Source organism: Streptomyces beigongshangae, from assembly GCF_019710745.1.
Lineage (GTDB): Bacteria > Actinomycetota > Actinomycetes > Streptomycetales > Streptomycetaceae > Streptomyces > Streptomyces beigongshangae.
In genome coordinates this window covers 17,393-30,220 of record NZ_JAHKJW010000013.1, presented here as the reverse complement: position 1 = coordinate 30,220, position 12,828 = coordinate 17,393, and the positions used below count along the sequence as shown (strand labels likewise).

Genomic DNA, 12,828 nt, shown 5'->3' with positions numbered 1-12,828 from the left:
TTGAAGATGAACACGCGTCACTTTTTGGCGCCGGAGGGGCCGGACGTGCCCCGCCGGAGCCGCCGACCGAAACCGGCCGACGGGCCGGGAAAGGCTCGGCAGAAGGCTGAAACCGCCTCGTGGGCGGCCGAGAACCGGCAGGTCGGCGGCTTTGCGGCGGCAGCCGGAAAACAGATGGAGCCGAATCGCGTGTCGATACGTCTATTCGGCGACGTCCTTGTGATGACGCCGAAGTGACCGAAGTACAGGTGCAGGTGTGACGGAGGTGCAGGGCGATGGCGGGATTCCGTAGTCTGGCGAGACAGGTGCGCGACCCGAGGAACGATCTGGCACTGCGGCGCTATTCACTGCGCAAGTGCCTTGAGCGGTTCGCTCCTTACGGCCACCGGGCGACCTGGGACCACCTGTGCTCCCGGGCCGGGTTCGGCCCCGAGGACCGGTCCCCCGATCCGGCGCGGCTCGTGGCCGCACTGGACGAGCTGGAGGAGGCCCGCTCCGTCTGGCTCGCCTACGAGGCCGGGTTCGCCCGGCGCCGCAAGAAGGAGAAGCACGACGGTCTGCGCAGTCCCGGCAGCGTGGACGACTGGCACCGTCTCACCTGGGGCGGTTTCGGGGTCGCCTGGTGCGACGACCCCGGCGTCCACCCGCACGGGCCGCTGGCCGAGGTGCTGCGCCGGCTGATCGACGCGCTGGAGCGGGAGCCGGGCACCGGCTGCCCGGTCTGTTCGGGCGAGCACCTCGTCTGGATGTACGACCTGGCCCACGAGCCGTCCTCGGGCCCGGTCTGCACCGCCTGCGGAATCGTGGTCCCGCGCCCGGTCCTCACCCCCGAGGCCCTGGTGGACTGCAGGAGGGGCCGCCTGCTGGTGGGGGTCGGAGGATAGGGGAGGCCGGGGGTGCGCCGGCGGAACCGCACCCCCGGACGAGTGCCTACGGGACCTTGACGTCGGTGTGGATGGCGAGCTTGAACTCGGCGAGCATCATCGGCGTGGGGATCTTCTTGTCGCCCGCGCCGCGCACGGAGACCTTCAGGCCGAGCGGTGTGCCGGGGTGGACGAACATCTGCCACATGTAGGACCGGTACTGGCCGCCCCTGGTGGGCGCGCAGTCGGTGGTGGCCGTCGAGTTGTACTTCGTCGTGAGGTCCAGCGGGTCGCGCACGAAGCGCGCCCGGTACTCCAGTCCGGCGGCGTCCGCCTCCCAGAAGACCAGCGCGGACAGGACGCCCCAGCCGTCGTGGCTCGGCCAGATCAGCCCCGAGCGGGGGTCAGGGAACTTCGACGCGGCGGTGCCGCCCTTCGCCGGGTCGTGCATGTTCCAGCGGTCGTACTGCTCGTCACCCGTGACGTAGGGGAAGCGCACCAGGTGGTACCCGTCGCTGTCGTACGTGATCTTCTGGGCCCCCGTACGTGCGGCTTCCCATTTGAGCGAGCAGATGGCCAGGCTCATCGCCTGTTCCCCTTTCGGTCTCCGGTTGTCGGTGCCGCCTGGCACCATCGGGGGCATGGTGCAGGTCTGTGTGAACGGGAGGCGCGGGTCCGGCGACGGTGCGTTCGTGCCGCTGTCGCCGAAAGCGATGGCCGGCTCCGCGGCGGAAGCCGTCGCGGCCGGGGCGTCGGACATCCATGTGCATCCCAAGTCCCCCTGTGGAGAAGACACCCTGTCGCCGAAGGCGGTTGCGGCGACGCTGGACGAAATCCGGTCACGCGTGGCCGTTCCCGTCGGGGTGAGCACCGGCGCCTGGGCCGAGCCCGACCCCGCCGCCCGCGTCGCGCGCGTGCACGAGTGGAGCGTCCTGCCGGACCACGCCTCGGTCAACTGGCACGAGCCGGGCGCCGAGGAGGTCGCCGCCGCGCTGCTGGAGCGGGGCGTGGGCGTGGAGGCGGGCATCTGGTCCGGCACGGACGGGGCCGCGCGGTTCGCGGCGTCGCCGCTGGGGCCGCGGGTGCTGCGCGTACTGGCGGAGGTGACCGACCCGGACCCCCGCTCGGCCGAGGGGACGGCCCGGGAGCTGCTGGCCGCGCTCGGCGCCGCGCACGGCCGTCCGGTCCTGCTGCACGGGGAGGACGGCGGCGCCTGGCCCGTACTGCGCCTCGCCGCACACCTGGGCCTCGCGACCCGTATCGGCCTGGAGGACACGCTGTCCCTGCCGAACGGCGAACGGACCCCGTCGAACGCCCGGTTGGTGAGGGAGGCGCTGGTCCGGTACGGGGTGAGGCCCTCGTAGGGGGTGAGGGCGGGGCCTGGGGGCGGACGGGCGCCCGGTGACGGGGGGGGCGCCCGGAGGTGGCTCAGGTGTGGGGATCGGGTTGCCGTCGTGGGCCCGGGGGCCGGGGGACGCGTCGGCCGCCGCGTTCCACCATGAGGCGGGAGCCGCTCTGCCGCTCGCCGAAGGCGTCGTCGGGGTTGGACAGCACGCAGTTCTCCAGGGAGAGGCAGCCGCAGCCGATGCAGTCCGTGAGGTGGTCCCGCAGCCGGCCCAACTGCTTGATGCGCTCGTCGAGTTCGGAGCGCCACGCCTCCGACAGGCGCGCCCAGTCCTCCCGCGTCGGCGTGCGTTCCTCGGGGAGTTCGGCGAGCGCGTCACGGATCGTGGCCAGCGGGATGCCGACACGCTGCGCGGCCCGCACGAAGGCGACCCGTCGCAGGGTGTCACGGTGGTAGCGGCGCTGGTTGCCAGAGGTGCGGCGGCTGCTGATCAGGCCCTTGGACTCGTAGAAGTGCAGGGCCGAGACGGCGGCACCGCTGCGGGCCGAGAGCTGGCCGACCGTGAGTTCATGGATCTTCTCGGGAATCTGGGGCACCCCTCGAACCCTACCCAGCCCGCCACCCTCCCGGTCCGTTGACAGGCAACCTCCCGACGACCATGCTAAGCAGTCGCTTAGCATGACGCTCCGGAACGCAGCGACGGGAAAGGCCAGGGACATGGCAGAACCGAGGATCTTCACGTCCGCCGACGACCTGAAGGCGGCGGTGGGCGAGCAGTTGGGGTACAGCGACTGGGTGGAGATCGACCAGAAGCGCATCGACCTGTTCGCCGAGGCGACGGGTGACCACCAGTGGATCCACGTGGACGCCCCACGGGCCGCGGCCGGCCCCTTCGGGACCACCATCGCCCACGGCTATCTGACGCTGTCGCTGCTGCCCCTGTTCGGGCCGCAGCTGATCGCGGTCGAGGGCGTCAGGATGGGCGTCAACTACGGGACGAACAAGGTGCGTTTCCCCGCGACGGTTCCGGTGGGGTCGCGGCTGCGCGCCACGGCGAGGATCACCGGGGTCGACGAGGTGGCGGGCGGTGTGCAGGTCTCCGTCGGCTTCACCGTCGAGCGGGAGGGCGGGGACAAGCCGGTGTGCGTGGCCGAGTCGGTGTCCCGGTACTACTTCTGAACCGCTTGCGGCCCGCCGGACGGGTACGTCGTGGCCGGTCGCGTGGTTCCCCGCGCCCCTCCGGGGCACTACGTGCCGGCGCCGACCATCCGCAGGACCAGGTCCGCGTACAGGTCCCCGACCATCTCCGGGGTACGGGGGCCGGTCACGTTGAACCAGCGGGCCACGTCGATGCACAGGGACAGGACGGCGAGCGTGGTGCCCGGCACGTCCGGGACGTCGAAGTCCCCCGCGGCCACGCCGTCCTCGATGATCGTGCGCACCTCGGCGTCCACCCGGCGGCGCAGGGCGATGATCTCCGCACGGGCGTCGGGGCCGAGCGAGTCCAGTTCGTACTGCACGACCCGCGCGGTGGTGCGGCCACCGGCGTGCCAGCGGACGAAGGAGCTCACGGCGTCGGCGAGCCGCTCGGCCGGGCTGCCCTCGCGTCCGGCCGCGGTCCGCAGGATGTCCAGGGCCTTCTCGTGGCCGATCCTGCTGATCCGGTGGAGCAGCTCTTCCTTGGTCTTGTAGTGGATGTAGAGCGCCGCGGGGCTCATGCCCGCCCGGCCCGCGATGTCGCGGGTCGTCGTCGCGTGGTACCCGCGCTCGGCGAAGGCCTCCACCGCGGCGACGAGCAGCCGCCGCGCCGCGTCCGGGGTGACCTCGGCCCACGGCTGCGGTTCGCCGTCGGCCGTCTCCTCCGCCGTACTCATCGCTCGTTCGCCCCTTCCAGTGACAGGACGAACACCATACCCCGATACTGAGCGAGCGCTTAGAGTGCCCGTTCAGGGCAGTGGCCCCACGGCTTCACGGCGTGTCGAAGGGGTCGCGTCCGGTGAGGACGGCCAGAGCGCCTCAGAACGCCGAGACCCCCGTCAGCGCACGGCCGATGACCAGCTTCTGTATCTGGCTGGTGCCCTCGTAGAGGGTCATCACCCGGGCGTCGCGCAGCAGTTTGCCGGCCGGGTACTCGTCGATGTAGCCGTAGCCGCCGAAGACCTGGAGCGCGTTGTTCGCGGCGCGCACCGCGGCCTCCGAGGCGAAGAGCTTGGCCTTCGAGGACTCGGTCGCGAACGGTTCGCCGCGGTCGACGAGATCCGCGACGCGCCAGGTGAGCAGCCGGGCCGCGTCCACGTCCACGGCGATGTCGCTGATCAGCTCCTGTACGAGCTGGTGGTGGGCGATGGTCCTCCCGAACTGCTCGCGCTCGCCCGCGTACGCCACGGCGGCCTCCAGAGCGGCCTGGGCGATCCCCACGCAGCCCGCCGCCACCGACATCCGGCCCTTGGCGAGCGCGGACATGGCGACGGCGAAGCCCCTGCCCTCGGGGCCGAGCATGGCCGAGGCGGGCACGCGGACGTCCTCCAGGACCAGTTCGGCGGTGGCCTGGCCGCGCAGTCCGAGCTTGCCGTGGAGGGTGCGGCGGGTCAGACCCGGGGCGTCGGCGGGCACCAGGAACGCGGAGACGCCCTTGTGACCGGGGGCGTCGGTGGAGCGGGCGAAGAGCAGTACGACGTCGGCCCAGGTCCCGTTGGTGATGAACGTCTTGGTGCCGCTGATCACGTAGTCGCCGCCGTCGCGGACCGCCCTGGTGGACAGGTTGCCCGCGTCGGAGCCGGTGCCCGGTTCGGTGAGGCCGAAGCAGCCGACGTAACCGCCGGAGGTGAGGCCCGGCAGCCACTGCCGCTTCTGCTCCTCGTCCCCCCAGGACGCGATGGTCTTCGCGACGAGGCCGAGCGAGACCGAGACGATACCGCGGACCGAGGAGTCACCCCGGCCGAGCTCCTCCGTCACCAGGCAGTACGCGAGGTGGTCACCGCCGGAGCCGCCGTACTCCTCGTCGACGGTGAGACCGAGGAAGCCGACCTCGCCGAGCTTCCCGACGATCGAGCGGTCGACGTCCTCCGCCCGGTCCCAGGCGATCACGTTCGGGGTGATCTCGCGCGCGACGAAGTCCCTGGCCAGCCGCCGGACGGCGGTCTGCTCCGCGCTCAGCTCCAGGTTCACTGTGATCAACCCCTGCTTTTAATTAGCACTGCTAGTTTGTGATGCGCAGCCCTACTATGTGCGCCATGGCCCGACCGCGCAAGCCCCTCCTCAGCACCGACCGCATCGTCGGGACGGCACGGACCCTCGTGGACGCGGAAGGGCTGGCCGCGGTCTCGACACGGCGGCTGGCGGCGGAGCTGGGGGTGAGCGGGCCGTCCCTCTACAACCACTTCCGCACGAAGGACCAGATCCTGGAGGCCGTGGCGGACTCCGTGAGCGCGCAGGTCGACCTGTCGATGTTCGAGGACGGGCGGGACTGGCGGACCGCGCTGCACGACTGGGCCGTCTCCTACCGGGCGGCCCTGCGGGACCACCCCAACATCGTGCCCGTCCTGGCGCGGGGGCCCGGGCGCCGGCCGGCCGGGCTGCGGCTGGCCGACGCCGTCTTCGGCGCGATGGTGGCGGCCGGGTGGCCGCCGGCCCAGGCCACGTCCATCGGGGCGCTGATGCGGTACTTCGTGATGGGGTCGGCGATCGGGTCGTTCGCGGGGGGCTTCGTGGACGACGAGACGGCCTACGATCCCGCGGACTATCCGCACCTCGGGCAGGCGCACCTGCTCGCCGAGCAGCAGGAGAAGATCGACGAGCGGGCCTTCGAGACGGGGCTGGCCGCGTTGCTGGACGGGTTGGCCCAGCAGTACGAAGGGCTGCGCCGCTGAGGGGCGGGTCCCGCTGCGGGGTCCGACCACGGCTGCGGGGTCCGACCGGCTGCGGGCCGTGGGGGCTTGGCGCGCAGCTCCCCGCGCCCCTTCAGGGGCCCCTCGGGACTGCTGTCGGGAGGTCGGAAAACCGCGGGCCCTTTCACTCCGTCCCGCCTAGCCTCTGGAACGTGATGAACCCTCCTCCTCCCGCCCGGCGTACGGAACTGCTCGCCGCCGCGGCCGCGTCGGTCACCGTACTGCTGTGGGCCTCCGCCTTCGTGTCCATCCGCAGCGCGGGCCAGGCGTACGCGCCCGGTGCGCTGGCCCTCGGCAGGCTGCTCGCCGGTGCGCTGGTCCTCGGAGCGATCTGCCTGATACGCCGGGAAGGACTGCCCGCGCGCGCCGCCTGGCCGGGGATCGTGGTGTCCGGGCTGCTCTGGTTCGGGCTCTACATGGTGGTGCTCAACTGGGGCGAGCAGAAGGTCGACGCGGGCACCGCCGCCCTGGTGGTGAACATCGGGCCGCTGATCATGGCCCTGCTCGCGGGATGGCTGCTCGGGGAGGGGCTGCCGGCGCGGCTGCTCGCCGGGATGGCGGTCTCCTTCGCCGGCGCGGCGGTGGTCGGCCTGTCCATGTCGGGCGAGGGCGGTGCCTCCGTGCTGGGCGTGCTGCTCTGCCTGCTCGCCGCGGTCGCGTACGCGGGCGGCGTGGTCGCCCAGAAGCCGGCCCTGCGGCACGGCTCCGCGCTGCAGGTGACGACGTACGGGTGCGTGATCGGCGCGGTGGCCTGCCTGCCGTTCGCCGGGCAGCTCGTCTCCGACGCGCGGGAGGCCCCGCTGTCCGCGACCCTCAACATGGTGTACCTGGGCGTCTTCCCGACCGCCCTGGCCTTCACCACATGGGCGTTCGCGCTGGCCCGTACGACGGCCGGGCGGATGGGGGCCACCACGTACGCCGTGCCCGCCCTGGTGGTGCTGATGTCCTGGGTGGCGCTCGACGAGGTGCCGGGCTGGATCACGCTCGCCGGCGGTCTCGTGTGCCTGGCGGGGGTGGCCGTGTCACGGTCCGGGCCGCGGACCGGGGCGACCGCGACGGCCACGGCGGCCACGGCGGCCACGGCGGCCACGGCGGCCACGGCCATGACAGTCGCCGCTCCCGCGACCGGGGTCGGTGCGGCCGCGGAGTCCCGCCCGGAGCCGTGTCCGGAGCCGGAGTCCGAGAAGGCATAGCCGGCCGGCGCCCACCGGCCGTGGGGCGGGCGGGGCGGGCGCCCGCCCCGGGACATCGCCGTCTAGAACACCACGAGCGCCCGGCCGCCCTTGCCCGCCAGCATGTTCTCGAACGCCGCCGGGATGCCGTCCAGGCCGATCCGCTCGGTGACCAGGGCGCCCAGGTCCAGCCGGCCCGCCCGGACGTGCTCGGCCAGGACCGGCAGGTCGCGGGCGGGGTCGGAGTTGCCGTAGACGCAGCCGGAGAGCGTGCGGCCCCAGTGGAAGATCTCCAGCGCGTTGAAGGTGACCTGCTGGTCCTTGCCGCCGATGCCGACGACCGTCGTACGGCCGCCGCGGCGGGTGGACTCCCACGCGGTGCGGATGGTCACGGCGCGGCCCACGCACTCCACGGCCACGTCCACCCCCTGCCCGCCCGTCAGCCGCCGGATCTCCCGGGCCGTGGTGTCCGAGGCGACCACGTACTCGGTGGCTCCGGCCCGGCGCGCCAGCGCCTCCTTCCCGGGCGACACGTCGACCGCCACGATCGTCGGAGCGCCCGCGATCCGCGCGGCCTGGAGAGCCGCGAGTCCCACCCCGCCGACGCCGAGGACGGCCACGGTCTCGCCCGCACGGACCCGCGCCGAGTGGTGCACGGCCCCGTAGCCGGTCAGGACGGCGCAGCCGAGCAGCGCGGCGTCCGCCAGGGGGATGCCGGGCGGCGCCGGCAGCACACAGGCCGCCGCCACGACCGTCTCCTCGGCGAACGCGGCGACGTTCAGCCCGGGGTGGAGGTCCGTTCCGTCGGAGGTGCGGTGCGCGTAGACGTCCGCGGCCCCCGCCAGCGCGTTGGCGCACAGCCACACCTCCCCCAGCGAGCAGGCGTGGCACGTCCCGCAGGAGGGGGCCCAGTTGAGCACCACCTCGTCGCCGGGCGCGACATGCCCGACACCGGGTCCGACGGAGACGACGGTCCCCGCTCCCTCGTGGCCGAGCACGGCGGGCACCGGCAGCCGCATGGTGCCGTCGGTCAGGGAGAGGTCGGAGTGGCAGACCCCGGCGGCGGTGAGGCGCACCCGCACCTGTCCGGGGCCGGGTTCCGGCAGGTCGATCTCGGTGATCTCCAGAGGAGAGCCGACGGCGGGCAGGACTGCGGCGCGGGCCATTGCGTACAACGCTCCTGGGGGCTCTGGGGACTTCGACCGGAGGGACCGGAAGAGACTGGAAAGGACCGGAAGGGCTAGAACTGGAGGGACTTGGTCTGGAGGTACTCGGACAGTCCGTGCGCGCCCAGCTCGCGTCCGACGCCCGACTGCTTGTAGCCGCCGAAGGGCGCCCGGGGGTTGAAGCGCCCGCCGTTGATGTCGACCTGCCCGGTGTCCAGGCGCCGCGCGAAGGCCACGGCCTCCGCCTCGTCGCCGGCCCACACGGCGCCCGCGAGCCCGTACACCGTGCCGTTCGCGATCCGCAGGGCGTCCGCCTCGTCCTCGTAGCGGATGACCGACAGGACGGGGCCGAAGATCTCCTCCTGGGCGACGGCCATCTCCGGTGTGACGTCGGCGAAGACGGTCGGGCTGACGTAGTACCCGCGCTCCCGCGGGGACTCGGGGCCGCCCGCGACCAGCCGCGCGCCCTCGGCGACGCCCTTCTCGATGTAGCCCAGCACGCGTTCGCGCTGCTTGGCGTTGACGACGGGGCCGATGCGCTCGCCGTACTTCGCGGCGGCCTCGGCGGCCAGGGCGACCGCCTCGTCGTACTGCGCGTCGTGCACCAGCATGCGGGTCCAGGCGCTGCACGTCTGGCCGGAGTTGGACATCACGTTGGCGACGCCGACGTTCACGGCCTTGGCGAGGTCGGCGCTCGGCAGGATGACGTTGGCGGACTTGCCGCCCAGTTCCAGGGCGACCCGCTTGACGGCCGCCCCCGCCGTCGCGCCGATCTGCCGGCCGACCGCCGTGGAGCCCGTGAAGGAGACCAGGTCCACGCCCTCGTGCTCGACGAGCGCCTGGCCGGCGACCGGGCCGAGGCCGGTGACGAGGTTGAAGACACCGGCCGGCACCCCCGCCTCGTGGACCGCCTCCGCGAAGAGCTGCGCGGTCAGCGGGGTGTCCTCGGCGGGCTTCAGCACCACCGTGCAACCGGCCGCGAGGGCCGGGGCGACCTTGGCGACGATCTGGTGCAGCGGGTAGTTCCAGGGTGTGATCGCGCCGACGACGCCGACCGGTTCCAGGTAGACGGTCGAGTTCCCGACCTTCTCCTCGAAGGCGTACGAGGCGGCGAGGTCGGCGTACGAGCCGGCGACCGCGATCGGCGCCCCCACGTGCACCGCCTGGGAGAACTTCAGCGGCGAGCCGAGTTCGGCGGTGACCGTCGCGGCGATCTCGTCCTTGCGGGCGACGAGGACGTCCCGCAGGGCGCCGATCAGCGCGGCGCGCTCGGCGGGAGGGGTGGCCGCCCAGGCCGGGAAGGCGGTGCGCGCGGCCCGTACGGCGGCGTCGACGTCCTCGATCGTGCCGGCCGGGACGAGGGCGATGACCTGCTCGTCGGCCGGGTTCACGACGGCGATCGTGTCCGCCCCGGCCGCGGGGCGCCACTCGCCGTCGATGTACATGCCGTCGTGTGCCTTCATGCGTTCCTCCCGGGGGCGTCGTGGTCCGACCCCAACCTAGCCGTCCTCGACCACCCAAACTAGCGGTGTTAGTTTTCGGGCGCCAGAGGAGGACCCGGCGCGGGAAAGTGGTCGAACGGGAGGACGGGCGGGCGCGCCCCGCGGAGCTCACTCCTCCAGGTCCGGCAGGTGTGCCGGAGCCGGGCAGATCCGTACGCCGTGGTGGTCGAAGACGAACAGGTGGGCGAGGTCCACCAGGAGCGGGACCTGCATCCCGCGGCGCAGGGCGTGGTCCGGCGTCGTACGGACGATGAGGTCCCCCGGCAGCCGCGCCTCCGCCGGCGCCGGTTCGGCCCGGCCGGGGCCGGCGTCGGCGGGGTGCTCCAGGACGACGACCGGCCCGGCCCGCAGCGCGCCCGCCCGGTCGCGCAGCCGGTCGAGGACACCGCCCTCCCGGCGGCGCCGCCGGGCCGGCCGTGCCACCGGGCGGGGCGCCTCCAGCTCCGGCACGAGGGCCGGCTGCGACCCGGTGTCGAGGTGGACCAGGACCTCGTGCCCCTGGAACTCGACGTGCTCGACGAGCCCGCTGATCGCCACCTCGCCGGGCCGGGCCCGTGAGGGCCGGGCGAGGCGGACGGCCTCGGAGCGCAGCCCGACGATGATCTCGCGGCCCTGCTGGACCCGGAGCAGCCGGTGGTCCTCGGAGAGGGGTTCGGGCAGGACGAGGGCCTGGCGGCCCAGCCCGATCGACATGGCGCCGTCGAGCGGGGCCAGGACGACCCCGCGGAGCAGGTTGATCCTGGGCGTGCCGATGAAGGCGGCGACGAAGACGTTCTCCGGCAGCGCGTAGACCGCGCGCGGGGTGCCGACCTGCTGGAGGACACCGCCCCGCAGCACGGCGACCCGGTCGCCGAGCGACATGGCCTCCGCCTGGTCGTGGGTGACGTACACGGTGGTGACGTCCAGGCTCCGGGTGAGCCGGGCTATCTCGGCCCGCAGGTGGTTGCGGAGCTTGGCGTCGAGGTTGGCCAGCGGTTCGTCCATCAGGAACGCGGAGGGGTGCCGGGCGATGGCCCGGCCCATCGCCACGCGCTGGCGCTCCCCGCCGGAGAGCTGGTGGGGGAAGCGGTCGAGGAGTTCCTCGATGCCGAGCATCCGGGCCGTGGCCTGCACCCGCGGGGTCGGGTCCTGCCCCGGCGCCTCGATGCGCAGGGGGAAGCCGATGTTCGCGCGGCTGCTCATGGTCGGGTAGAGCGCGTAGTTCTGGAAGACCATCGCCATGTCCCGTTCGGAGGGCGGGAGGTGGTTGGCGTACGCCCCGTCGAGCCGCACCTCCCCCTCGGTGGGTTCCTCCAGCCCGGCGATCATCCTCAGCACGGTCGACTTGCCGCAGCCGGACGGGCCGAGCAGCACGAGGAACTCGCCTGGCTCGATGTCGAGCGACAGCCCTTCCACCACGCGAACGCCTGGCGTGTAGGACTTGCTCACCTGGTGCAGAGAGACGGCACGTGACATGAGACGTGACCCCCGGGGCCCCGCGGGGCGCTGTGGCTCCGCGGACGGACGGCTCGTACGGGTTCGCACGAGATCTGTGGGTCACGGAAGCTAACGGACCGCGCACGTACGGGGAAGACCTCGGACAAACCAACTCAGGATCGGCGGCGTGCCGAGCGGCGGTCCCCCTGCCGTTCCCCGAGTTCGGAGGCGGGCGCGGGCTCGTCGCGGCCGTGGGCCGTTTCGGGGGCGGCGGCGGTCCGGCCCTGCCGCAGCCCCAGTCCGGAGGCGATCAGCAGCAGCCCTCCGAGCATCACGAACGGCGCGGCCACGCCCGCGGCTCCGGCGATCAGGCCCGCGGCGGCGGGCGCGGCGACCTGGCCGAGCCGGTTGCCGGTCAGCCGCAGGGCGAGGGCCGTGGAGCGCGCGTCGTCCGGGGCGGCCTGCACGACCGTCGTCATGGACAGCGGCTGGCCCACGCCCAGGCAGAAGCCGAGCACGGCGAGAACGACGGCGAGGGCCCAGACCGGTACGGGCAGCGCGATCCCCGCGCACAGCACGGCCGCCAGCAGGCAGGTCGTGGTGAGCAGCGCGGCCCGGCCGAAGAGCCGCAGCATCGGGGTCATCACCAGACGGCACGCGATGGTCGCCGCCGCGCGCAGGCTGAGCAGCAGGCCGATCACGGAGGGCGCGATGCCCCGGTGCTCGCCGACCACCGGCAGGTAGGCGGTGAGGATGTCCGTCGCGGAGAGCACGGCGAGGCTGATGAAGATACCCGCGGGTACGCCCCGGGTGCGCAGGATGCGGTGCACGGGCACGCGTCCGCCCTGCCCGCCGCGGGACGCCGGCGGCGTACGGTGCTCGATGCGCCACAGGGAGACGAACGAGAAGGCCGCGACGCCGCCCGCGGCCAGCAGGGCGAGGGCGCTGGTGCCCGCCCTGTCGGGGCCGCCGATCAGGGCGCCCGCGGCGATCGGTCCGACGAGCTGGCCGAGCGAGGCGCCGATGGTGAAGTGGCCGAAGTTGCGGTCCTGTTCGTGCGGCGCGGACTGACGGGCCACCAGCGACTGGGCGCCGATCACGAAGGAGAGGTGCCCGAGGCCCATGACACCGCTCCAGGCCGCCATCGCGGCGAGGGAGTCCGCCGTACCGCTGAGGGCACAGCCCCCGGCTATGAGGACCACGCCGGCCGGGAGCAGCGGGGCGCACCGGCCGTGGTCGGTCCTGCGGCCCAGCGGTACGGCGGCGAAGAGCGGCAGCAGCGCGTACACCCCGGCGATCACGCCGATCGCCCGTTCGTCGGCGCTCAGCGCGAGGGCCCGGTAGGAGACGGCGGGCCGCGCCATCGACACCGCCCCCTGCGCGAAGCCGAAGGCGATGACCAGGCGGAGCAGCCAGCCGCGGCTCCGGCCGGGACTCGCGGTGACGTTCTCCATCGGGGGACCGGCTTCCGTCTCGC

At 73.3% G+C, this 12,828-nt stretch carries 14 protein-coding genes; 6 read left to right on the top strand and 8 right to left on the bottom strand.

The features are described 5' to 3' along the window. Nucleotides 1-6: 6 nt before the first annotated feature. Both KM933_RS12445 and KM933_RS12440 read left to right on the top strand, forming a co-directional pair. Complete coding sequence (locus KM933_RS12445) at nt 7-237, top strand: hypothetical protein (protein ID WP_221351303.1); 231 nt, start codon at nt 7-9, stop codon at nt 235-237. 38 nt (nt 238-275) lie between these two features. Continuing rightward, on the top strand, nt 276-884 hold the full coding sequence (locus tag KM933_RS12440) for a hypothetical protein (protein WP_221351301.1): 609 nt from the start codon (nt 276-278) through the stop codon (nt 882-884). Nucleotides 885-930: 46 nt separating this feature from the next. Here the strand turns inward: KM933_RS12440 and KM933_RS12435 are convergent, their stop codons facing one another. Continuing rightward, nucleotides 931-1,449, bottom strand: coding sequence for a hypothetical protein (locus tag KM933_RS12435; protein ID WP_221351299.1), 519 nt, complete (start codon nt 1,447-1,449; stop codon nt 931-933). Nucleotides 1,450-1,504: 55 nt separating this feature from the next. On the opposite strand from KM933_RS12435, the gene KM933_RS12430 reads away from it, so the two are divergent. Further along, nucleotides 1,505-2,227, top strand: a complete 723-nt coding sequence (locus tag KM933_RS12430) for a 3-keto-5-aminohexanoate cleavage protein (protein WP_221351298.1) — start codon at nt 1,505-1,507, stop codon at nt 2,225-2,227. Between the two features lie 64 nt (nt 2,228-2,291). Here KM933_RS12430 and soxR read toward each other — a convergent pair whose 3' ends face one another. Continuing rightward, nucleotides 2,292-2,804: a redox-sensitive transcriptional activator SoxR gene (gene soxR / locus KM933_RS12425; protein ID WP_221351295.1), complete on the bottom strand. Its 513-nt coding sequence runs from the start codon at nt 2,802-2,804 to the stop codon at nt 2,292-2,294. A gap of 121 nt (nt 2,805-2,925) precedes the next feature. Between soxR and KM933_RS12420 the strand changes: the two genes are divergently transcribed. Then, entirely contained in the window at nt 2,926-3,387 is a 462-nt protein-coding gene (locus KM933_RS12420) for a MaoC family dehydratase (RefSeq protein WP_221351294.1), read from the top strand. Between the two features lie 68 nt (nt 3,388-3,455). Here the strand turns inward: KM933_RS12420 and KM933_RS12415 are convergent, their stop codons facing one another. Together KM933_RS12415 and KM933_RS12410 are read right to left on the bottom strand one after the other, a co-directional pair. Further along, nucleotides 3,456-4,082: a TetR/AcrR family transcriptional regulator gene (locus KM933_RS12415; RefSeq protein WP_221351292.1), complete on the bottom strand. Its 627-nt coding sequence runs from the start codon at nt 4,080-4,082 to the stop codon at nt 3,456-3,458. Between the two features lie 142 nt (nt 4,083-4,224). Further along, a complete protein-coding gene (locus KM933_RS12410; RefSeq protein ID WP_221351554.1) occupies nt 4,225-5,376 on the bottom strand; it encodes an acyl-CoA dehydrogenase family protein in 1,152 nt (383 codons plus the stop codon). Nucleotides 5,377-5,441: 65 nt separating this feature from the next. On the opposite strand from KM933_RS12410, the gene KM933_RS12405 reads away from it, so the two are divergent. Together KM933_RS12405 and KM933_RS12400 are read left to right on the top strand one after the other, a co-directional pair. Next, nucleotides 5,442-6,077, top strand: coding sequence for a TetR/AcrR family transcriptional regulator (locus KM933_RS12405; protein WP_221351290.1), 636 nt, complete (start codon nt 5,442-5,444; stop codon nt 6,075-6,077). Nucleotides 6,078-6,250: 173 nt separating this feature from the next. Continuing rightward, complete coding sequence (locus tag KM933_RS12400) at nt 6,251-7,288, top strand: DMT family transporter (RefSeq protein ID WP_221351288.1); 1,038 nt, start codon at nt 6,251-6,253, stop codon at nt 7,286-7,288. 62 nt (nt 7,289-7,350) lie between these two features. Here the strand turns inward: KM933_RS12400 and KM933_RS12395 are convergent, their stop codons facing one another. From KM933_RS12395 to KM933_RS12380, 4 genes are all read right to left on the bottom strand, one after another. Then, a complete protein-coding gene (locus KM933_RS12395; protein ID WP_221351285.1) occupies nt 7,351-8,433 on the bottom strand; it encodes a Zn-dependent alcohol dehydrogenase in 1,083 nt (360 codons plus the stop codon). A 74-nt stretch (nt 8,434-8,507) separates the two neighbouring features. Then, nucleotides 8,508-9,896: an aldehyde dehydrogenase family protein gene (locus KM933_RS12390; protein WP_221351283.1), complete on the bottom strand. Its 1,389-nt coding sequence runs from the start codon at nt 9,894-9,896 to the stop codon at nt 8,508-8,510. 147 nt (nt 9,897-10,043) lie between these two features. After that, the gene (locus tag KM933_RS12385; protein WP_221351281.1) at nt 10,044-11,390 is read right to left on the bottom strand and encodes an ABC transporter ATP-binding protein; all 1,347 of its coding nucleotides are present in this window, start codon (nt 11,388-11,390) and stop codon (nt 10,044-10,046) included. Nucleotides 11,391-11,524: 134 nt separating this feature from the next. After that, nucleotides 11,525-12,805 (bottom strand): MFS transporter, encoded by a 1,281-nt coding sequence (locus tag KM933_RS12380; protein WP_221351279.1) that lies wholly within the window; start codon nt 12,803-12,805, stop codon nt 11,525-11,527. Nucleotides 12,806-12,828: the final 23 nt, after the last annotated feature.

Bases quoted from the DNA above. Each gene is read 5' to 3' on its own strand.
- KM933_RS12445 (WP_221351303.1), top strand. From the start codon at position 7: ATGAACACGCGTCACTTTTTGGCGCCGGAGGGGCCGGACGTGCCCCGC.
- KM933_RS12440 (WP_221351301.1), top strand. From the start codon at position 276: ATGGCGGGATTCCGTAGTCTGGCGAGACAGGTGCGCGACCCGAGGAAC.
- KM933_RS12435 (WP_221351299.1), bottom strand. From the start codon at position 1,449: ATGAGCCTGGCCATCTGCTCGCTCAAATGGGAAGCCGCACGTACGGGG.
- KM933_RS12430 (WP_221351298.1), top strand. From the start codon at position 1,505: ATGGTGCAGGTCTGTGTGAACGGGAGGCGCGGGTCCGGCGACGGTGCG.
- KM933_RS12420 (WP_221351294.1), top strand. From the start codon at position 2,926: ATGGCAGAACCGAGGATCTTCACGTCCGCCGACGACCTGAAGGCGGCG.
- KM933_RS12415 (WP_221351292.1), bottom strand. From the start codon at position 4,082: ATGAGTACGGCGGAGGAGACGGCCGACGGCGAACCGCAGCCGTGGGCC.
- KM933_RS12405 (WP_221351290.1), top strand. From the start codon at position 5,442: ATGGCCCGACCGCGCAAGCCCCTCCTCAGCACCGACCGCATCGTCGGG.
- KM933_RS12400 (WP_221351288.1), top strand. From the start codon at position 6,251: ATGAACCCTCCTCCTCCCGCCCGGCGTACGGAACTGCTCGCCGCCGCG.
- KM933_RS12395 (WP_221351285.1), bottom strand. From the start codon at position 8,433: ATGGCCCGCGCCGCAGTCCTGCCCGCCGTCGGCTCTCCTCTGGAGATC.
- KM933_RS12390 (WP_221351283.1), bottom strand. From the start codon at position 9,896: ATGAAGGCACACGACGGCATGTACATCGACGGCGAGTGGCGCCCCGCG.
- KM933_RS12385 (WP_221351281.1), bottom strand. From the start codon at position 11,390: ATGTCACGTGCCGTCTCTCTGCACCAGGTGAGCAAGTCCTACACGCCA.
- KM933_RS12380 (WP_221351279.1), bottom strand. From the start codon at position 12,805: ATGGAGAACGTCACCGCGAGTCCCGGCCGGAGCCGCGGCTGGCTGCTC.